Annotated in this window: 21 protein-coding genes; 13 read left to right on the forward strand and 8 right to left on the reverse strand. The window is 43.7% G+C overall.

From position 1 onward, the window contains the following. Positions 1–108: 108 nt before the first annotated feature. The 9 genes from B3N33_RS05350 (at position 109) to B3N33_RS05390 (ending at position 8,445) form a co-directional block, all read left to right on the forward strand. Positions 109–1,167, forward strand: coding sequence for a metallophosphoesterase (locus B3N33_RS05350; protein WP_292590280.1), 1,059 nt, complete (start codon positions 109–111; stop codon positions 1,165–1,167). Between the two features lie 271 nt (positions 1,168–1,438). Then, positions 1,439–2,263: a PstS family phosphate ABC transporter substrate-binding protein gene (locus B3N33_RS05355; protein WP_292590281.1), complete on the forward strand. Its 825-nt coding sequence runs from the start codon at positions 1,439–1,441 to the stop codon at positions 2,261–2,263. A 16-nt stretch (positions 2,264–2,279) separates the two neighbouring features. Continuing rightward, positions 2,280–3,155 carry a phosphate ABC transporter permease subunit PstC gene (gene pstC, locus B3N33_RS05360; protein ID WP_214059895.1) on the forward strand — a complete coding sequence of 292 codons (876 nt, stop codon included), beginning with the start codon at positions 2,280–2,282 and terminating at the stop codon, positions 3,153–3,155. Further along, a complete protein-coding gene (gene pstA / locus B3N33_RS05365) occupies positions 3,152–3,988 on the forward strand; it encodes a phosphate ABC transporter permease PstA (RefSeq protein WP_214059894.1) in 837 nt (278 codons plus the stop codon). The genes pstC and pstA overlap by 4 nt, the downstream gene beginning before the upstream one ends. A 1-nt stretch (position 3,989) precedes the next feature. Beyond that, the gene (gene pstB, locus B3N33_RS05370; RefSeq protein WP_214059893.1) at positions 3,990–4,742 is read left to right on the forward strand and encodes a phosphate ABC transporter ATP-binding protein PstB; all 753 of its coding nucleotides are present in this window, start codon (positions 3,990–3,992) and stop codon (positions 4,740–4,742) included. Between the two features lie 15 nt (positions 4,743–4,757). Continuing rightward, positions 4,758–5,435 (forward strand): phosphate signaling complex protein PhoU, encoded by a 678-nt coding sequence (gene phoU / locus B3N33_RS05375; protein ID WP_292590283.1) that lies wholly within the window; start codon positions 4,758–4,760, stop codon positions 5,433–5,435. Further along, entirely contained in the window at positions 5,432–6,106 is a 675-nt protein-coding gene (locus tag B3N33_RS05380; protein ID WP_214059891.1) for a response regulator transcription factor, read from the forward strand. Before phoU ends, B3N33_RS05380 begins: the two co-directional genes overlap by 4 nt. Beyond that, positions 6,103–7,080, forward strand: coding sequence for an ATP-binding protein (locus B3N33_RS05385; RefSeq protein ID WP_292590284.1), 978 nt, complete (start codon positions 6,103–6,105; stop codon positions 7,078–7,080). The genes B3N33_RS05380 and B3N33_RS05385 overlap by 4 nt, the downstream gene beginning before the upstream one ends. A gap of 192 nt (positions 7,081–7,272) precedes the next feature. After that, positions 7,273–8,445 (forward strand): MEDS domain-containing protein, encoded by a 1,173-nt coding sequence (locus B3N33_RS05390; RefSeq protein ID WP_292590285.1) that lies wholly within the window; start codon positions 7,273–7,275, stop codon positions 8,443–8,445. Positions 8,446–8,579: 134 nt separating this feature from the next. Here B3N33_RS05390 and B3N33_RS05395 read toward each other — a convergent pair whose 3' ends face one another. The 7 genes from B3N33_RS05395 to B3N33_RS05425 all read right to left on the reverse strand — a co-directional run bounded on the left by B3N33_RS05395 (position 8,580) and on the right by B3N33_RS05425 (position 15,525). Further along, positions 8,580–9,401 (reverse strand): MurR/RpiR family transcriptional regulator, encoded by an 822-nt coding sequence (locus tag B3N33_RS05395; protein WP_121551253.1) that lies wholly within the window; start codon positions 9,399–9,401, stop codon positions 8,580–8,582. After that, positions 9,380–10,579, reverse strand: coding sequence for a glycosyltransferase (locus B3N33_RS05400; protein WP_214059946.1), 1,200 nt, complete (start codon positions 10,577–10,579; stop codon positions 9,380–9,382). Before B3N33_RS05400 ends, B3N33_RS05395 begins: the two co-directional genes overlap by 22 nt. Before the next feature lie 11 nt (positions 10,580–10,590). Further along, positions 10,591–11,886 (reverse strand): carbohydrate ABC transporter permease, encoded by a 1,296-nt coding sequence (locus B3N33_RS05405; RefSeq protein ID WP_292590286.1) that lies wholly within the window; start codon positions 11,884–11,886, stop codon positions 10,591–10,593. After that, entirely contained in the window at positions 11,880–12,755 is an 876-nt protein-coding gene (locus tag B3N33_RS05410) for a carbohydrate ABC transporter permease (RefSeq protein ID WP_214059948.1), read from the reverse strand. The genes B3N33_RS05405 and B3N33_RS05410 overlap by 7 nt, the downstream gene beginning before the upstream one ends. A 56-nt stretch (positions 12,756–12,811) precedes the next feature. Then, a complete protein-coding gene (locus B3N33_RS05415) occupies positions 12,812–14,107 on the reverse strand; it encodes an ABC transporter substrate-binding protein (protein ID WP_102818814.1) in 1,296 nt (431 codons plus the stop codon). Between the two features lie 308 nt (positions 14,108–14,415). Next, positions 14,416–15,057: a peroxiredoxin gene (locus tag B3N33_RS05420; protein ID WP_214059950.1), complete on the reverse strand. Its 642-nt coding sequence runs from the start codon at positions 15,055–15,057 to the stop codon at positions 14,416–14,418. Between the two features lie 144 nt (positions 15,058–15,201). Continuing rightward, complete coding sequence (locus B3N33_RS05425) at positions 15,202–15,525, reverse strand: hypothetical protein (RefSeq protein WP_099829799.1); 324 nt, start codon at positions 15,523–15,525, stop codon at positions 15,202–15,204. Positions 15,526–15,782: 257 nt separating this feature from the next. Between B3N33_RS05425 and B3N33_RS05430 the strand changes: the two genes are divergently transcribed. From B3N33_RS05430 to B3N33_RS05445, 4 genes are read left to right on the forward strand one after another with little or no spacing between them, the layout of a single operon-like run. Continuing rightward, positions 15,783–16,604: an aldo/keto reductase gene (locus B3N33_RS05430; RefSeq protein WP_099829798.1), complete on the forward strand. Its 822-nt coding sequence runs from the start codon at positions 15,783–15,785 to the stop codon at positions 16,602–16,604. Positions 16,605–16,614: 10 nt separating this feature from the next. Continuing rightward, positions 16,615–17,268, forward strand: a complete 654-nt coding sequence (locus B3N33_RS05435) for a cobalamin B12-binding domain-containing protein (RefSeq protein WP_292590287.1) — start codon at positions 16,615–16,617, stop codon at positions 17,266–17,268. After that, on the forward strand, positions 17,265–18,428 hold the full coding sequence (locus tag B3N33_RS05440) for an ABC transporter permease (protein WP_292590288.1): 1,164 nt from the start codon (positions 17,265–17,267) through the stop codon (positions 18,426–18,428). Before B3N33_RS05435 ends, B3N33_RS05440 begins: the two co-directional genes overlap by 4 nt. Continuing rightward, entirely contained in the window at positions 18,421–19,107 is a 687-nt protein-coding gene (locus B3N33_RS05445) for an ABC transporter ATP-binding protein (RefSeq protein WP_099829795.1), read from the forward strand. The genes B3N33_RS05440 and B3N33_RS05445 overlap by 8 nt, the downstream gene beginning before the upstream one ends. A 46-nt stretch (positions 19,108–19,153) precedes the next feature. Here the strand turns inward: B3N33_RS05445 and B3N33_RS05450 are convergent, their stop codons facing one another. Beyond that, positions 19,154–19,738, reverse strand: a complete 585-nt coding sequence (locus tag B3N33_RS05450; RefSeq protein ID WP_099829794.1) for a DUF2179 domain-containing protein — start codon at positions 19,736–19,738, stop codon at positions 19,154–19,156. Positions 19,739–19,888 lie beyond the last annotated feature (150 nt).

Below are 19,888 nucleotides of genomic sequence, written 5' to 3' on the forward strand. Positions count from 1 at the left end.
AAAATAAAATGGAATTCGCGAGATTTTATGACGAGATACAAAACCGCTTTTTCGTTATAATCTCTTATGAGTTGGATCAGTCTTAACAGCTACAACAGACCAAAGGAGATGACTAAAGTGAAAAAATACACAATTCTGATATTTCTTCTGGCAATCTCTCAGCTCTTTTCTCTCTATCTTAATGATGTTTCTGGGGATGGGGTAACGATTAACTGGTTTACCGAGGAGCCTTCCGACTCTTTCCTGATAGTATACGATGGTTCAAATGAATCAATCTATTCCGAGCAGGAAGTTACGTTGCACAGATTCAAAGTCTCCGGTCTTCAACCGGGAATGAGTTACGCATACACTGTAAAAAGCGAAAAGGACGGAAAAGTAATCTTCAGGAATGGCGGCATACTTACAACAGCTCCTTTGAAAAGGACCCCATTTAGCTTCGCAGTCTATGGAGACAGCAGGAGCAACCATGCGGTGCATCTCGAAATTGCCCATGGAATTGCCCGTGAAAATGTTCCGCTGGTCATACATACAGGAGATCTCGTATCCTCAGACGACACTCTCGATGAATGGACAAGTTTTTTCAATGTAATTGACATCTTATCGGATAGCGTCTTCTACAGTACAATTGGTAATCACGAGGCATCTGCTGAGAACTACACAAAGTTCTTTGCTTTTCCCGGCAATAAGCGATACTATAGCTTCTGGTACGGAGACGTATTCTTTATCTGTCTAAATACGAATGAAGCTTTCGACAAGTATTCACAGCAGTACATTTGGCTGTTGACGGAACTCGAAGAGGCAAAAGAGGAAGACCCTGCATTCACAATAGTCTACTTCCACCATCCCCCCTATAGTTTCGGTCCTCATGGCGACCATCTCTATATAAAGCAGTATCTTGTACCGGTATTCGAAGATTACAAAGTAGATCTAGTTCTAAACGGGCATGATCACGGTTACCAGAGGGTCGAGAAAAACGGTGTGACCTACGTTATTTCAGCCGGTGGTGGTGCACCGCTCTATGACATTGGTTCAGGAAAAGACCTGATCGCCTCTGCAAATGCATATCACTACATGTTGTTCAACTATACCGTTGATGGTCTGTTTGGTTATGCGAAGACGGCAAAGGGATTGATTCTCGACAGTTTCTATATCCAGAGACGAGATTAACGGCTCTTTACTGCAATTCAGGAAGCGTAAAGTTCTTAAACCACCGATAATAATCGTCGTTGTCGTTCATAAGCACCTACTGATAAGGATTTTACAATATAGTGCGACTGCCGGAGACTTCAAGAATCTGAACTTGCACTACTTATTGCTCGGAAATTCTTCTCTAGCAGCACATTTCAGCAGCAAGGACAAATAGGAATACTCTAATAAAACCCCTATAACACCTTCTGTGTATAAATAAAATGTGGAAAAAACTTCAGGAGGTGTGGCCATGAAGAGTTTCGGTACTGTATTTGTTTTGCTCATGTTAGTCGGAACGGCATTTGGTTCTACTCTTGTTATTAAGGGCTCAAACACTGTTTATCCTGTCGCACAGCTGTGGGCCGAAGCCTACAAAGAAATCAACCCGGATGCAGAGATATCGATTGAGGGTGCGGGGTCTTCAACCGGTATAAAAGCTCTGTTCAACGGACAGGCAGACATAGCAAACTCCAGTAGATGGATCAAGAGCTCGGAGATCGAGCAGATGAACAAAGAAGGTAAGTACTTCATTCCCTTCATCGTTGCATACGATGGAATAGCAATAGTTGTCAATAAGTCTCTTGAGATCGAAAACATAACTGTTCAACAGCTTTACGACATTTACTCGGGTAAGGTGACCACATGGAATCAAATCGATTCTTCGCTGCCAAAGAACAGAATAGTTCCGCTGTCCAGAGATAATGCATCGGGAACATTTGAGTATTTTGTTGAACATGTTATGAAAGGCGATAAGCTGGCCCCTCAGGTTCAGCAATTGGCATCGACAAGGGCGGAAGTCGAGCAAATAATGCAGAACAAGTATGCGATCGGTTACATAGGCATGGGATACATAACTGAAGACGTGAAAGCTCTTACAGTAGAGAATATTGAACCGACCGTAGCTAACGTAAACTCCGGTGCATACCCAATATCAAGGCCGCTATTCATGTTTGTCGATGCAACCAACGGACTCCCCACCGGTGTTATAGGAGACTTCTTGAGATTCGCTCTTTCACCTGAAGGCCAGTCGGCGGTTCTCAGTGTGGGCTATGTAAACGCTTACGGCATAGAGTAGGAACGGATGAAGCGAGTTGAGTAGGAAGAGAATTGACCTTTTCTCAAGAGTGTTGGTAACGGGCGCTGCCCTACTGACAATGGTTATTCTGTTCGGAATATTCTTCTTTCTGATATCTGATGGAGTTAGAGTCTTTGGAAAGATATCTTTGAGAGACTTCTTCCTCAGCACTCGCTGGTACCCAACGTACGAGGATGCCGAATTCGGCATCCTCGCTCTCTTGTCCGGCACGCTTGCAGTCACAGGGCTTACATTGCTTATCTCTATCCCGTTGGGGTTCATATCCGCTATTTTCCTTGCGGAGTTCGGAAACAGGAAGACACATGATTTCCTGAAGTATGTATTTGAGCTTACGGCGGGAATACCTTCAGTAGTACTGGGAAGTTTTGGTCTCAAATATATTTCCAAATGGTTGATGGACCTATTCCCGATGAAAGTGTGGACCGGACTGAATATTTTGAATGCCTCTTTGATGCTTTCTGTTCTTGCAATACCTTATTTCGTAACTCTGATAGAAGATGCGTTGAAAGCCGTCCCAGTAGATCAGAAAGAAGCCTCACTGGCACTCGGCGCCAATATGACCTCAACTCTTTTCAGGGTGCTCATTCCCCAGGCCAGAAGTGGAATTCTCAACGCAATCATTCTTGGAACGAATAGAATAATTGGAGAGACGATGGTGGTCTTAATGATTGCAGGGGGGGCAACCATGATTCCACAATCAATCTTCGATCCTGTAAGACCCCTAACAGCTGCAATAGCAGGTGAAATGGGAGAAGTGGAGCTAGCAAGTACTCATTACTTCGCCCTCTTCATGATAGGAGTAGTCCTTCTGATGATATCACTTATCTTCACAGTTACGGCAATGCGCTTGAAGAGAGGAATGAGAAGATGATAATAGATAGAATTGCGAAGATAGTTTTCGGAATCATATCCTATCTTCTGGTGACCATAATTCTTTTAATCGTAGGGTTCCTAATACTGTCTGGTCTAGATGATATAAACCTGGAGTTTCTGACTTCATTTCCAAGAAACTCAATGACCGAAGGCGGAATCTGGCCTTCAATACTGGGGACTGTTTATTTCCTGTCGATAGCTCTTCTTTTCTCGGTACCTGTTGGGATACTCGCAGCAGTATATCTCAGTGAGTATAGTAAGGAGAATCGTCTGCAGCGCCTAGTGCTTACAGCAAACAATATTCTTGCCGGAATACCTTCCGTCGTCTTCGGAATGTTCGGCTTGTCGCTTTTCTCGATCACCTTTGGATTCGGAACTTCAGTCATTGCAGGAGGTCTGACACTCGGAATTATGTCACTTCCGTATATAATCTCCAATACTCATGAAAGTCTTGTAGCGGTCCCGAAGTCATACAGAGAAGCATCGCTGGCCTTGGGCGCCAATAAAGCCGAAACAACCTTCAAAATTGTTATACCTGCATCCTCTTCAAGAATACTTACCGGAGTAATCATCGCAATTGGAAGAATAATTGGTGAGACCGCGCCGTTGCTTTTCACAGGAGCTGCATTCTATATAACCAGAAATCCTTCTAGTCCTTTTGAACCGGCGATGGCTCTTCCTACACATATTTTCGTGCTCTCCGCGATATATCCTGATAATGTAACTCCAAAGTTGGAGGGAAGCGTATCAGTTCTCTTGATCATCGTGGTGGCGCTGTTCATGTCGGTTGCAATCAGGAGAAGAAGGGAATCTCGGAAGATGGAGGGATGAGATGACTGAACCAATATTCAAAATAAAAAACCTAAATGTCTTCTATGGCGAGAAGCATGCTCTTAAAGAAGTTACCTGTGATATACCTCAGAGAAAGGTAACTGCAGTAGTAGGTCCGTCAGGTTGTGGGAAATCGACCTTTCTGAGAGTTCTAAACCGAATGAATGACTTAATTCCTTCATACAAGCATACCGGTTCTGTCAAGCTCTTAGGCGATGAGATTCTAGATATGGATCCTGTATTACTCAGGAAACATATCGGAATGGTATTTCAGAAGCCAAATCCCTTTCCGAAGACAATACAGGAAAACGTCACTTACGGCCCAAGAATTCATGGCATTAGGAACCGCCAAGTTCTGCGTGAAATAACCGAGAAATCACTAAAGCAAGCTGCTCTATGGGACGAAGTCAAAGATGAACTGAAGAAGAATGCAGCAAATCTGTCGGGAGGCCAGCAGCAAAGACTCTGCATAGCAAGGGCTCTTTCTGTAGAACCCGACGTCCTTTTGTTGGACGAGCCGACAAGCGCTCTTGACCCTATTGCTACTCAGAGAATAGAAACGTTAATAGAAGAACTCTCTGAGAAGTATACTATTGTTATAGTAACCCACAATTTGCAGCAGGCACTGAGGATCTCGGATTATGTTATGTTCTTTTATGTTGGAGAGTTAGTAGAGTTTGATACGACGGAAAAGATTACCTCAAATCCCAAGGATCAAAGGACAAGCGACTATCTGAGAGGAATCTTTAGTTGACGGGAGTTGGTTCTGATGACACCAGAGAGACAAAGACATCTTGAAGCGGGACTCAACAGGCTCAAATCAATGCTTTCAGACATGATGGAGAACGTAAGATCCAGTATTCAGAAAGCCATCGATGCGCTGGATAGACTTGATGGCGACCTTGCAAGAACTGTTATCGAAAACGATGAAGTTATTGATGACTTGCAGAGAAAAATGGATACGGAAATCTGCAATTACATTGGCCGATTTCAACCTCTGGCAGAAGACCTCAGGTATGTTCTGACGATGATGAAATTGGCTACAGATCTAGAAAGGATAGGCGATCTTGCTGTAAATATTGCTGAAGTTGCAGTTGGGTACGAGAACCAGACTCTGGTCAAGCCCCTCATTCACATAAAGAAGATGACTGCCGTGGTAGAAAAGATGCTGGAAGAGGTAATTGACGCTTATTACGGCAAGGATACGGAAGCCGCCAAGGGAGTTTGGACTGAAGACAGTAAGGTTGACGAATACTATCTTTACATCAAGAGGGAAGTGAGAGACAAGCTGATAAGCATGTCTGACCCCGGCGCAATTGGTCAGCTTCTTGACCTGTTGCTAGTATCAAGATTTCTGGAAAGAGCCGGCGACCATGCAACGAATATCGCTGAAGAGATCTACTACATAAAAAAGGGTGAGAGTCTTAAGGAGGAAATGCGACGTTGAAGGTATTGATTGTTGATGACGATCTCGATATTCTGAACATTGTTAGGACAGCTTGCGAAAACGAGAGTATGGAGACTTTCACAGCCGCGAGTGCAGAGGAACTCTGGACAGCTCTTCGGGCAGGAAGACCAGACGTAATATTACTTGACATTATGCTGCCCGATGCAAACGGTCTTGATCTAGTGAAGAAGATCAGGATTAAGCATCCAAGAATTCCTATAATCTTCTTGACTGCAAGGAAATCGGACCTTGACATGATACTCGGATTGGAACTAGGTGCCGATGACTATGTCACAAAGCCTTTTAATCCGCGGGCTCTCGTAGCGAGAATAAAGGCCGTAATGAGGAGAAGCGAGCTATCCGGCACATTGGACGAGAATCTTGCAATAGGCGAGGCCATTGTGAACCTGAAATCGTACACCGTTACCAAGAACGGCAGGACCGAAGAACTCACCAGACGTGAATTCGAGTTGCTAAAGTTGCTAGCGGAGAATCCCGGGAGGGTTTTCACGCGAGAAGAGCTGCTGGATAAGGTGTGGGGGATTGATTTCTTCGGAGACTTCAGAACTGTAGACGTACACATCAGCAAACTAAGAGAAAAAATCGGAGAAGGGTTCATTCGGACAGTAAGGGGAGTGGGCTACAAATTTGCACTAGGGGATCAGAAGTGAACGAATCATTGCTCAACGAACTCAGTGAAGGAATCATAATGGTCGATGAAGGCCTGGTTATATCGTATGCGAACTTATCGGCCAAAAAGTTACTTGGCGAAATCGAGGGATCGGCTCTTCCCGATGCTCTTCATGTTCAGGGGATTTCGAACATAGTAGACAGCTTCATCTCTGGATCTCATTACTGTACAGATACGGTATTTGTTAAAGACGAGACAACCCACTATTTGAAGATCAAAGTCTCACCCCCTTACGTGATTGCCAGAAATATAACAAGTGAAAAGTTGTTTGAGAGTGCCAAGATGGATTTCGTAAATTCAATCGTTCATGAATTCTCAACACCTCTGGCCGTCATAAACGGCTACGTGCAACTACTGATGGACAGGAACAGTGAACTGCCCAACGATGTCTCTGAGACAATCGATAGAATATCCAGATCAACAGGAAGACTTTCAAGACTCGTCGAAGAGCTTGGTATACTATCCAACCTCGAACTGCAGAACTACAGAGTAAAAGTTGAAACAGTGAATCTAAGAGAACTTGTAGATGAAGCCATAGGCGACCTTCAAGCCAAATGGAATCGAAAGAAACTCGAGATCATCACAACTGTGTCGCCGGATACTTATGCCGCCGTGGACTCGATGCTCCTCTTCAGAGTAATATCCAACCTCATCTCGAATGCTGTCAAGTATTCGAGTGTCGGGAATAAAATCGAAGTGGTTTCTCGTGAAGACGAATCTAATATCTACATCTCCGTGAAGGATGATGGAATAGGCATTAAGAGTGACGAACTCCCCAGAATATTTGAAAGATTCTATCGAGCTAGCAACGCTAGGACATCGGGGTCGTCTGGACTTGGATTGGGGCTATCTCTCGTCAAGCACGCTCTAAATCTAATAAATGGGACAATAGACGTCAGGTCAAGATATATGATGGGGACAACTGTAACCATTACTTTTCCCAAGAACATGTAAGCGTATCACCTTCAAGACTCCAATATGTCTGATCTTCCACGTATAACCGACTCATACTGCTCTCAGCAGGTCTCTCACCAATTATCTCAAACAAGTGTGCGTTCGGCTTGAACGGATTTTGCACATGCTATAATATGAAGAAAGTGTTCATTCAAACCAAATTCGAACTCTCTCTTTTTGGAGTTGTTGCTCATGAAATTTGGATCACACAATATTGCTTTATATAACAACAGCAAAGCCTTCAGAATTACACTCGACTCTGTTTTGAGCGAAGGTCTGTTTAATAACGCCAAGATTCTATATCTGGGGGCCGAATCGGAATTCACAGTTTTGAAGAAAATCCTTCTTGACAGAGAAAGCAGTATCGATGAATTGCTGGAAGCAAAGTCGTTGGAACTCATTGAAACAACTCAGTCGTACCTAAAGCAAGGGACTTTCGATCCAGATAGCTCCATCATGTTTCTTGAAAAAGCGGTAATGGATGCTTTAAAAGAAGGATTCGAAGGCCTCTGCGTAGCAGGAATAGGCACTCCGATCTTCGAATCGGGTGCAAGGCTTGAAAAGCTTCTTGAGTACGAAGCATCCGTTAATGACTTGGTTGAAGAATTCCCGATAGCGGCAATCTGTCTATACGATACAGCAAGAATGGACCGAAAAAATGTTCTCGAGATTTCCAGGCTCCATCCATATGTTCATCGAACGGGGGAGTTTTCAATGAATGATGATTACTGCAGCGCTCCTGATAGAGACATAGAGTTTGATATTGCCAGCCGTCTTGATATCTGCAGGGGGACCGCTGATTCGCTGTTGGAGATGTTTAAGATCAAGAGCATCTACGTGGAAGCTCATGAAGTTAATGTCTCGAGGCTTGCAGTTGCAATAGCCGATGAGATGGGGCTTGATTCCTTTACAAAAGTTTGTATTGAAATGGCCGGAAAGATTCACGATATTGGTATGATTTCACTGTTTCTTGATATGATTAGCAGGCCCGGCCCTCTCCATAGTTTTGAGTTGAAGCTTCTTCAAGAACATCCAAGAACCGGGTTCGAACTTACCAAAAGAGTTCCATTTCCGGACAAAGTTTCAAATGCGATTCTTCAGCATCACGAAAGGATGGACGGGTCGGGATATCCAGATGGTTTGACTGGCTCTGAAATAAGTCTTGAAGGATGTATTCTTGCAGTCTCAGAGGTAGTTTCGGCAATGAGCTTTTATAGACCTTACAGGACCACTTACGGAGTGAAGTTTGCTCTTGCCGAAATCGCTAAGAACAGCGGATCTCTTTATCATGCAGGCGTAGTAGAGTCTTGCATCGCCGTTTTCAGAAAGGGCTTTTCTTTTGCGGAGAACTCCACAAATTACTGAAAAGCTGCCTCTTCAACAGTTCATATATGATACCTAATGTATGCTACGCAAGTCAGATCTATCAATACCTGAAGTTCTTAATCCGTATAAACCAATTCTTTACCTAATACAAGACGACACTCCTTGTAATAAGCTCAGATGTATCTCTTCTTATCAAGTGTTCTATCCACTTTTTCCAGAGTCTGCATTGTTCCGTTTCTAAGCCTTATCGACTTCTCAAGCAAGAGTTGAATCACAGCAAGCTGGCATACTCTTGGTTGAAGAAGTGGTATCCCAGTCTCATGTCCTCCCTGGGCGACATAGACCGTCTCAGTAGAAACGCTGACAATTCTTGATCCGATCCCACCTGTAATCGCTACAGTATATGCTCCAGAATCAGAGGCTACTTCGATTGACTTGACAGTATCTCTGATATTTCCGCTAGCAGAAATCCCAAAAACAATGTCGCCTTTGTTCAGAGAAACGGCCGTCATTATTTGCAAATGAGGATCAGTATAGAAGGCTGTCGAAAAACCTGCCCTCATGAAGAGCGTGGCTCCAAATTCCGCTACTATTCCGCTAGAAGCCACTCCGAAGAATATTAGCCTGCTTGCCTTCACAATTCGACTTGCGATTCTGTCAAGCTGAACTTCGTCTATTAGATGATTCTGCTGATTCAGTGCTTCAATAAGATCTGAAATCAACTTGTTCTTGTCAGCAGAAATCGACGGAGTTTCACTCGAAAGCTCTCTTGCCAGCTGGATTTTGAAAGCCTGGTAGCCATTGAAACTCAACTTCTTTGATAATCTGAAGATAGTGGTCTCACTCGTCCCGGCGAGCACAGACAGTTCGCTAATTGAATGGTGAATCACATCATCCGGAAAATCGATAATGTACTTCGCGGCCTTCTTCTCAGCCGGATTCAACCCCTTTATCATAGCTTTGAGTTTCTCTGTTATTCTGAACTCTTCTCCCATATTGATATCAACTCATCCTTTGTGCTCATAAACTTCTCAAGGAGTCTGTCGGTTTCCTTTTCGGCTTTCTCTTGAGATTCTTTCTCAGTTCTCGAAACAAAATTCGCAACTTTCCCAAAATAAAGAGGAACGAGCAACTCTATCAGTCTATTCCTAAGTGCAACATTTCTGTATCTTGAAGCAATCCTGTATATGATTCTAACCCATAGATCATCATCAATCATCGCATTCGTTTTTCCAAGAAGGAACAGCTCATGAGAAATATCCGATCCAAGGATCTCCCCAATGAAGCCCTCTTGCTCTTTAATGCCCTCATAACACTTGAGAATCATATTTCCCAAATCGACTTCTACCGATTCTGGAACTCCAGCTGCCACTTCACCATAGATTGGCGATTCATAGTAATCTGTAACCGCTGTCCAGTAATCTTCATATCTCTGCATAAGGGAAAACAAAGTGCCAACGACTTCCCTAAACATATTTCCAAGCTGCTTGCCTGGATCCTTCACGTCATGAATTTTCGTACCTAAAGCAGCCTGGTATATTCTTCCTCTTGCCTCATTAATGGCAGAAGTGGTCATCCAGATATCAATTCCAAATCTGGAAACGTCGGACTTCCATGTCTCCTCAGATACGGAAATGTAATAGTCAAGCATCTCTCTGCCTACACCGAAATCTCCTCCAATAGGTTGTCTTACCTTCTTTCCATAAAGGGCCGTTGTTAGAGGGTAGCATATGCTGTTGGTTATCGTGCCGTCATACTTGTGTCGAATATAGTAAGGGGTAACGTACGCTGCGTTCTTTTCAAAGATCGGACGCGCAAGTCTATCTATCCAAAAAGGTTCTACACTTCTTAAATCCGAGTCGAGAAATACCACTGCCTGAGCATCGAGAGTGAGGGCTTTCTCCATTATCGATCTCATTGCGCTTCCCTTTCCGGAGATCCCCCGGTATCTGAAAGAAAGCAGATCTATTCCATCACTGGAAGCTGAATAGAAAACCTCTTCAGTATTGTCCGTCGATCCTCCGTCTGAATTGATGATACAGCCTCTCAACGATGGGAAAAACTTACCGAGACCTTTTGCTGCCGTCTCGACTACGTATTTGATAGTATTCGAGTTGTTAAAACTAGGTATTCCGATTACTATGTCATATGATTTCTGATTCAGTCCAGGCATGTTTCCACCTCCTATTCTTTGACACCTCCGGCAGTGAATCCGCTTGTCAGGTACTTCTGCATGAGACTGAAGATGATTATGATTGGGATTGCCGAAACTACTGAAGCCGCCATCAGCCTTCCCCATACTGCATGAGCCGAACCGGAAAACGCATTCAACCCAATTGGAAGAGTGAAGAGATCCTTATAGGATTTTAGGCCAAGGAAGGCAGATGCAAACAAGTATTCGTTCCATCCAATCATAAAGGCATAGATATATACTGTGACAATTGCTGGAAGAGAGAGCGGAATAACAATCTTGAAGATCGCCTGCACTCTGGAACAGCCATCGATAATCGCCGCTTCTTCTATTGAAAACGGAATTGTCCGGAAATAGTTTCCCAACATATAAAGAGAAACCGGAAGTGTCTGAATAACATAGACCATGATCAGATAAACTCCGGTACCAAATGGAGTAGAAAGGATTCCAAGTTTCACCGCCATCTGATAAAGCGGCACCATTATTACGGTACCACCGAACAGATACACGAAAAGAACCGAACGCTGAACAAGTCCCCTACCCTTGAATCTCAGCCTCGAGAATGCATATGCTCCTAAAATCGCTACGAAGAGGCTTATCAAAGCGGAAATCCCTGCGAATATCAGCGAGTTTCTAAGGTATTTCAAGAAGGGAAATTCACTAGCTCTCTCTTCCAATATTTTTGTCTTCTGCGCTTCGAATAATTTCAGTTGAGCCTTTGCCTTTTCGAAACCGGCGGCAAGCGCTTCCTCGGAGAGAGCATTGTCAACCTCGGCTCTCAAATCCGTGAACCGTTTCACATCATTTGCACTGAATATGGTTTTCATGTTTTCCTCGATTATTGAAGCCTCCTCTGTACCTGGAACGAGCGAGTTTTCAATAAACTCTTCCCTGTCTGTTACATCAATTCCACTGAAGTCGATCACAAGATCAACGATATCTCTCAGTTCTTTTTCCTTGGCCTTGAGCTGTACATCATGAACATACCGCGTATACACTTCAATTGAGGCCGTTCTCTCTTCCAACTCATCTATCCTCTTCAATACAGGTTCAAGATTTGCCCTAATTATCTCATCGCCGAAAAACTCTGTCTCACTACTTTGAATAAGCCCAAATATCTCCAGATAGTTTCTGATTGTGAAATCTGAGAATGTCATTTTGTTCGGATCGTAGTCTGCCTTAAGAGATACATGAACCATGAAATAAAACGGAATGAGTATGAAGAAACAGATTAAAGAGATCCCCAATGCAAACATGACTCTTCTGAAAGGTGTCTTCTTCCTTACCATTTCAACACCTTCTTCACGTATGCAGTTATCAGCCCAAGCATAATTACCATAAGGATTGTTGCAATTGCCGCGGCCACTCCGTACTCCGGCGAAGTTGTACCGATAACCCTTTCATAGATAAAGATAGGCAGAGTGCCAGCTCTCTTGCTGATCAGATAGACCTCGTCAAACTTATAGAAATTCCAGATACCCCTCATGAGAGCGACAGCACCCATGACGAAATAGATCTCCGGTAGAGTGATATTCGTGAACTTACTCCATGATGTTGCTCCATCGATTTCTGCAGCCTCGTAGTACTCATCGGGAATAGATTGAAGTCTTGAAAGCAGCATCAGGTAAACAAAAGGGAAGTTCCGCCAAATGTTGAATATCGATGCCACAAAGAATGCATTGTTCGAGTTGTTTAGGAGATCAAGTTGCGGAGAGACCCATCCGAGACTTTGACTGAATAACTGCATAAAAGGCCCGTAGCTTGGATCAAATATGTACTTCCATGAAAAGACTATCGAGATAAGTGGGGTAATGTATGGAAGCAGAATGATCGTCCTAACTATCGCCCTCCCCTTGAACTCCTTGTTCATCATCAGCGCTACTCCGAGACCCAACAATATACTTCCAATAACTGTCATCAGAGTGAAACCAACTGTTATGAAGAAGGACTTCCAGAAAGCAGCGTCTTTGAAAACTCGGATATAGTTTTCTAATCCTACGAACGTTGAACTAGTAATCCCGTAGTCGAAAAACGAAATGTATATGTTATACGCCACCGGATAGATTATCAATATCATCAGTAGGATTACTGTTGGCGAAACAAGTTTCCAACCTAAACTATTTTCCTTCTTCAATATGGAAGAGGCTGCTTGCTGCATAAGATCTACCTCCAAAAAAGGAAGGCCCCGGCTCCGGGGCCTTCGATGTCAGGCGTTTATCTTCCTATAAGCTTTCTAATGTCCTCTCTCCAGAAGGTTAGAACCTGATCTGGGGTTGCGTTGTTATCGAACATCATGACTATGCCATTACCTATAGTGAAGGCTCCGGATATCTTTCCCATTTCGGGGAAGACTCTTCCTTCTACATAACCGAACTTCTCAATGTTCTCCATACCATAAATGATTGCCTTGATCTTTTCTGCGCCGTAGCTCTTATAAATCCCCTTTGGATCGTTCAGGAATTCTTCGCTTTCAGCTATGGAAGCTCTTGTAGGAAGCATTCCACCGGGAGCCATATGTATGTACTTTATGTAATTGTCCGGCTCGAACATGAAATCGAGAAGTTTGAGAACATCAAGCTTGTTCTGGGAAGACTTGACGATCGCGAGCGACAAGACCTGTCCAAAGGAGGAAGGCCTGCTGTTAGTCATCATGGGAGCGAATTCAGTGTTCTTAACAAGATCTGGATCAAAGTCGCTTATGAACTGAGTCTGAATCTCGGCAAGAGCCAGGTCATCCATGACGTAAGTTGAGTAGAACATCATAGGTGTCCTACCCGCAAGATAGAGTTCTCTTGCCTGCTGCCAGTAGGTATGTCCTGGAGCTGAATATGCGCCAAGGTCCTTGTAGAACTGAAGTACCTCTCTCATCTCAGGAGAGTTAATGACTACATTTCCGTCCTTGTCGAAAATCCTTGCTCCGTTTGACAAAGCAAAGATTGTGAAGACCTGTTCCGCGTAGGCATCGTTGGTCTTTCCAAGTACGATTCCATACATTCCATTCTGAGGATCGTGGAAATACTTTGCCGCCTCCATAATCGCATCCCAAGTTGTTGGTTCGGCAAGACCCGCTTCTTCAAACCAATCTCTTCTGTACCAAATTCCTTGAACCCATCCGTGATAAGGAATAGCAAAATACTGATCCCCAGCCGGAGTAATAACAAATCTTGTTGCACCAGTGTAGAAATCCCCTGCATTTCTGATGAATCTTGTTGGAATCACAGTATCCAGAAGACCGTCAGCTCCAAGGCCGAGAATAGTTTCAGCGCCAGCTTCAATTAGGTCTGGAAGTGTATCGGCCGCAGAAGCCGCAGCCAATTTCGAGAACATCTCGTTCTCCTCGATTGCCACAACATCAACTTCTACTCCGGTTTCAATTGTAAACGACTCGATCAACTGAGCGATAATCTGCTGTCTGGATTCTTCTTCCTGAGTGTGCCAGTAAACAAGTTTTCCAGTCATTGTTACCGAAAGCATCAATACCAGAAATACTACAAAGAATATTTTTTTCATTTTCACCACCTCCGAAGGAAATTTTTTTCACCCTAATGATACCAAACTTCTTCTTTCGTTCAAAGAGGCTATACACCGCCTCAGGATCCATCACTGCCATTCTCGTCAATCTAGCATCGATTAGATAGAAATAACTCTAAGAAACTAGCTCTAAGAGTATGGTTTGAACCAAGAGATCTTATGCAATCTGCAGAGGAAACCGATTATAGAAGTTCACTGAAGATATCCTAAGCATAATAGAGCTATAAAAATGGGATCGGCCAATGCCGATCCCATTAGTACTAACTGCTTACACTCTATCTATTACTCTATAAGCTTTTGTGGCAGAACCACCAGTCGTAACAACCTTCCTTGCCCCTTCTCTCTTCAGCAGTCTTGACATCTGATGCGGGAGGAATGATTACGTGATCCCCAATGATCTCGTTGTTTGGCCAATCTGCCGGAATAGCCACTCCATTCTTATCGGCAACCTGGAAGCCCTTTACCATTCTGAGAATCTCATCCATATTCCTTCCCAGCTCTTGCGGGTAATAGAGGATAGCTCTGATCTTTCCCTTCGGATCAACAATGAAGACCGCCCTGACAGTATTCGTTCCCTTTGCAGGATGAATAAGCCCAAGAGTCATTCCTACTTCGCCCATTTCGTCCGCGATAATAGGGAACTCGATTTTCACACCTAGCTTCTCTTCTATCCACTCCGTCCACTTTATATGAGAGAAGACTTGGTCAACGCTAAGACCTACGAGTTCACAGTTTAACTCTCTGAACTTATCATATCTTCTCTGAAAGCCCACGAATTCGGTCGTGCAAACCGGTGTAAAGTCCCCCGGATGACTGAATAGAACAAACCATTTTCCCTTGTGAGCTTCCGGTAGGTTCATTACCCCATGTGTCGTCTTGACTTTCATCTCAGGGAAATCTTCTCCGATCAATGGAATCCTTTTCTCCATAAAGCACCTCCATATTTATAATAATTATTATTAGCTACAATATAATTATACTTTTCGCTACTTTGTTTGTCAACCATACAATTATGCCGAACAGAGGTTTCGATTCTAAAGAAAAAGAGGGCTCTTGGCCCTCTTTTTATGACTTCAACAGAGTAGGTAAGGTGTCTCTTCTTCATCGGGGTAGATGTATGAACTGACTACTCTGTAATCTGGAAAACTTGTTTCCAGGGCTCTTGAGATCAGTGAAAGGTACTCGTTGATCCTTGGCACCACTTCTTCAAAGGAACAGGAACCTTTCAGAGCCATGATCTGAACTTCAATTGTATCTTCAGTCTCGGCTCTCATGTTGAGCGTGTCACCTTGGGCTCCCAGAAGTAACTTCTTTGAGAGCGTCTCAAGTATCATCTTCAAAGCCTCTGTGGATCTACTTTCAGAAACAGCGTACCTCAAATCGCAAACAATGTACATGGCGCTCCCTCCTTCGTCTGGTTTCTTAGATTCTGTTTATAACTAACACAGGAAGGTACCAGATGTAGACCCTGATTTCTGGAAAAGCCGTTTGTGAAAGACCGTTCATAGCTACTATTGCAAAGTGATCAGCCCGTTCCATTTATTATACATCAAAGGCAGTCTACCTATATTAACCAGGAGGAGTTCTAGATTTATCGGCAGACTATTATCTATCGAAATATTAATGTAGAATTTAGGGAATGGGGGTGATCTAAATGATATATAGAACTCTGAAGGATAACAAAGGAGAAATCCCCGCCATTGGTCTAGGCACATGGGAGATCGGAGGAAGAGACGTTCCTGATGAAACGAGGGACAGAGAACACATTGACACATTGTCCAGAGCCATTGAAATGGGTTACAAGCACATAGATACTGCCGAATACTATGGTGGTGGCCATACCGAAGAAATAATTGGAGAGGCAGTCTCGATTTTCAGTAGAGAAGAATTGTTTATCACATCTAAGGTCTGGCCCACTCATTTGCGGAGTGTTGACTTACACAAAGCCCTTGAAAGAACACTGAAGAGGCTGAGAACAGACTATATTGATCTGTATCTTATTCACTGGCCGAATCCTGAAGTTCCGCTAGAAGAGACTCTTTCGGCGATGAATGAAGAAGTGAAGAACGGACGGATAAGGCATATCGGAGTTTCTAATTTCGACACGCAGCTCCTTAAGAAGGCCGTATCTATTTCAAAGGAACCTATTGTAAACAATCAGGTTCTCTTCAATCTAGAAGACCGGCAAGCAATGAATGAGCTTCTACCATACTGCCAAGATCATGGCATTACCCTAACCGCATACTCGCCGCTAAAGAGAAACGCATTAAAAGCCTCAACCGAGAAACTTCTGACTGGATTCTCTGAAAAGTACTCGGCCTCTGTTCAGCAAGTAATGCTTGCATGGTTGCTGGGGAAAGATGGTGTGGTGGTCATACCAAAGGCATCCAAGCTTGAACACCTGAGAGAAAATCTAGAAGCAGGCATGATTGTCCTCGACAGAGAGGATATGAAAATGCTTGATTCACTAGAATAAGGAGGACATCTTGAACGATATCAAGAGCAACTTTATAAGCGCTCTCGACTCACAAGATAAAGAGAGGGCAGTGATGGTGTGCATAGAATCGCTTGAGTCTGGCAATGTTGAAGTAATCGATTTGTATCTGGATATTCTTGCACCCGCATTGAGGAGTTGGGATTGCGACTACGTGAGCGACAGATTGTGCATATGGAACGAACATATAAGGAGCTCTATTGTCAGAACGGTAATGGAATGCTGCTTCCCTTATATTGTGAAGAAAAGAAGAGACAATGGATCAGAAAAGAATGATCAGACAGTGGCAGTACTCTGCCCGCCCGAAGAGTATCATGAGATCGGAGCTAGAATGATTTCGGATATCTTCACTATCGCTGGGTACAATTCCATATTCGTCGGAGCAAATACCCCGCTAGACACCTTCCTTGAGGCTGCGAAAAAGCTGAGTCCAATGTACGTTGCGATTAGTGTTTCAAACTACTACAACCTAATAAACACACGAAGGATGATTTCGCGAATTAAAGAAGCCGGTGGGAAATCGAGAGTTGTCGTAGGTGGAAATGCATTCGAAAAAAATCCCGACTACTGGAAGGAAGTCGGTGCAGATATTTTCCTGAAAGATCCAAGAGAGATTCTAGCTCTGGGGAAGTGTGATGTAAAATGAGATTGGCTTTTTCAATTGCGATGCGCTTTCTATCTTCCAGCAAGACCCAAACTCTTCTCATAGTAATGGGAATTGCAATAGGTGTTTCCGTTCAGGTATTCATAGGCTCGCTTATCCAGGGACTCCAAAAAGACCTGGTGGATACAACAATCGGAAGCTCTTCGCAGATAACTGTCTCCTCATCGGAAAACAACAGAGTAGAAGACTGGCAAGGCATAATTTCGGAAATCGCTTCTCTTGATTTGCCAACAGATCTGACGGCTCTTTCTGCAAGCGCAGATGTTCCTGTCTTCATAAGCAGCGGCGACAGAACCTTATCTGTTCTCCTCCGAGGTCTGCAGTTCCCCGAATCACATGTTATTTACAAGACGGATAGTCGCCTCATTGATGGCAGCCTTCCTGAAGGAGACGGAGAAATCATTATCGGCAAGGGTCTTAAGGATGAGCTCGATGTGAACCTTGGAGAAGAAATCACAATCTTCACTCCGGATAGAGCAGTTGAGATTCTGAAGGTAGTCGGTGTCTTCGATCTGGGTGTTGCAAGCCTTAACAAAAACTGGATGATCTCAACGATTGGCACCGCTCAGTCAGTTGGAAAACTTGGTGATGCAGTCACATCGATAGAGATGCAGGTGAGCGAGGTCTTCAGAGCCGATGAAAACGCCTCTGTCATTTCGGAACGTCTTTCGGGGTCTGCTTTACTTGTAACTGACTGGAAATCTCAGAACGAAGATCTCCTCTCCGGACTGAACGGGCAGAGCGTCTCAAGCATAATGATTCAGGTGTTCGTAATCATAGCCGTTTCCCTTGGAATAGCAAGCGTGCTCGCAATAACTGTAGTCCAGAAATCAAGGCAGATTGGAATCCTGAAAGCTATGGGACTTAAGGATTCCACGACGAGTTTCGTTTTTCTCTTTCAGGGACTCGCTCTCGGCATTGTGGGAGCAGTAGTTGGAATTGCATTCGGAATCCTGCTTATAATTATGTTCTCCACTTTTGCCGTAGGAACTGACGGAGAACCGATCATCAGAATCTCTCTGAGTTATGGGTTTGTAATGTTGTCCGCGCTCATTGCCATTGGCGCTTCAACTATTGCCGCAATGGTCCCAGCCAGGAGATCCTCCAAACTCAGCCCTGTTGAGGTGATACGAAATGGCTAACATAATCGAGCTTAAGGATATAAAAAAGGTTTACGGAACGGTTGTGAAGACAGAAGTTCTTCACGGTGTGGATCTTGAAATCGAAGACTCATCGTTTCTTTCGATAGTCGGACAGTCTGGAAGCGGAAAATCTACACTCATGAACATTATGGGCACTTTAGATCAACCCACGAGCGGTGAAATAAAAATCGCAGGGAAACAGACAAACAAAATGAACAAGAATGAACTCGCAAGTGTTAGAAATGAGACTATTGGATTCATATTCCAGTTTCATTATCTGCTTCCCGAGTTCACTGCTTTCGAAAACGTAATTCTTCCTTACAGAATTAAAGGTCTTAAACCCTCGAAGGAAATTATGGAAAGGGCGAAGGAACTAATGGATGTCGTTGAAATCAGCAAGGTTAGGAATAATCTAGCTCCAAACATGTCGGGAGGTCAGCAGCAAAGAACCGCAATAGCAAGGGCCCTTATCAACAATCCGAAGATTATACTTGCAGATGAACCTACGGGCAATCTCGACTCCGATACCTCAGCGAAGGTCTTCAGCCTCATGCGTGATCTCAACAAGAGATACGGAACAACATTCGTAATAATTACTCACGATAGAAGAATCGCAGAAGAGACAGACAGAATAGTTGAAATCAGAGATGGCAACATTTTCAATGACATAAAGAGATAAGGGGGACATCCCCCTCATCTCTCTAAATAATAACACTTCTGGAAAGCTATTTGGACTTTCTTAAGGGGGATTCCCTTCTGAGGCGCATCGTATCTTTGGGGAGGAAGACCCCCTCTTTTACCTTTCGAATATCTTCAACTGACATGAACGCCTTTGGAACGCATTCCAGAGCGATTCTCTCGAAGTCTTCCACTTCTTTCCTGTTTATGATACTGTAAACAATGTAAGCCTTTCCTCGAGCACCGTGAGCGTCTATCTTTGTAACTCCAAATCCAGCCTGGCACAGTTTTTCTATAAGTTCAGTTGGATCTCTCGAAATTATCAGCCTAACCGATACGGTTCCAATTGCAAGCCTCTCATCAATGAGCATTCCTATGTAGCTACCGGCCGCGAAGCCACCTGCATAAGCAAGAATGTAAAGTACATTGTCAACACTCTGGATTACTTTGCTGGCAACGAGCAACCACAGAATAATCTCAAAAAAACCGATAACACTTGCTATTTCTTTCTTGCCTCTCGAAACCATTATGATTCTCGTGGTTCCAAGAGAAACGTCGATGATCCTTGCGAAGAAGATTATCAGAGGCATAAGAACCCATCTGAAGAGATCGCCACTCAAGAATTCTTCCATTAGAAACCCTCCTACCGCATTCTTACATAGAAACTCTTCTCTCAAGCCAATTATAAGATACTTCTTTCAGGATAGCATGATGAAAAAGATTACCTTGTTTAATACGGGCAAAACAGATTTCTTCGAATGAACTGGCAAGTGAGGCAGACT

It is taken from the genome of Mesotoga sp. UBA5825, from assembly GCF_002432955.1.
Lineage (GTDB): Bacteria > Thermotogota > Thermotogae > Petrotogales > Kosmotogaceae > Mesotoga.

Coding starts and splice junctions, on each gene's coding strand:
- B3N33_RS05350 (WP_292590280.1), top strand. CDS start 109: ATGACTAAAGTGAAAAAATACACAATTCTGATATTTCTTCTGGCAATC.
- B3N33_RS05355 (WP_292590281.1), top strand. CDS start 1,439: ATGAAGAGTTTCGGTACTGTATTTGTTTTGCTCATGTTAGTCGGAACG.
- pstA (WP_214059894.1), top strand. CDS start 3,152: ATGATAATAGATAGAATTGCGAAGATAGTTTTCGGAATCATATCCTAT.
- pstB (WP_214059893.1), top strand. CDS start 3,990: ATGACTGAACCAATATTCAAAATAAAAAACCTAAATGTCTTCTATGGC.
- phoU (WP_292590283.1), top strand. CDS start 4,758: ATGACACCAGAGAGACAAAGACATCTTGAAGCGGGACTCAACAGGCTC.
- B3N33_RS05390 (WP_292590285.1), top strand. CDS start 7,273: ATGAAATTTGGATCACACAATATTGCTTTATATAACAACAGCAAAGCC.
- B3N33_RS05395 (WP_121551253.1), bottom strand. CDS start 9,401: ATGGGAGAAGAGTTCAGAATAACAGAGAAACTCAAAGCTATGATAAAG.
- B3N33_RS05400 (WP_214059946.1), bottom strand. CDS start 10,579: ATGCCTGGACTGAATCAGAAATCATATGACATAGTAATCGGAATACCT.
- B3N33_RS05405 (WP_292590286.1), bottom strand. CDS start 11,886: ATGGTAAGGAAGAAGACACCTTTCAGAAGAGTCATGTTTGCATTGGGG.
- B3N33_RS05410 (WP_214059948.1), bottom strand. CDS start 12,755: ATGCAGCAAGCAGCCTCTTCCATATTGAAGAAGGAAAATAGTTTAGGT.
- B3N33_RS05415 (WP_102818814.1), bottom strand. CDS start 14,107: ATGAAAAAAATATTCTTTGTAGTATTTCTGGTATTGATGCTTTCGGTA.
- B3N33_RS05420 (WP_214059950.1), bottom strand. CDS start 15,057: ATGGAGAAAAGGATTCCATTGATCGGAGAAGATTTCCCTGAGATGAAA.
- B3N33_RS05425 (WP_099829799.1), bottom strand. CDS start 15,525: ATGTACATTGTTTGCGATTTGAGGTACGCTGTTTCTGAAAGTAGATCC.
- B3N33_RS05430 (WP_099829798.1), top strand. CDS start 15,783: ATGATATATAGAACTCTGAAGGATAACAAAGGAGAAATCCCCGCCATT.
- B3N33_RS05440 (WP_292590288.1), top strand. CDS start 17,265: ATGAGATTGGCTTTTTCAATTGCGATGCGCTTTCTATCTTCCAGCAAG.
- B3N33_RS05445 (WP_099829795.1), top strand. CDS start 18,421: ATGGCTAACATAATCGAGCTTAAGGATATAAAAAAGGTTTACGGAACG.
- B3N33_RS05450 (WP_099829794.1), bottom strand. CDS start 19,738: ATGGAAGAATTCTTGAGTGGCGATCTCTTCAGATGGGTTCTTATGCCT.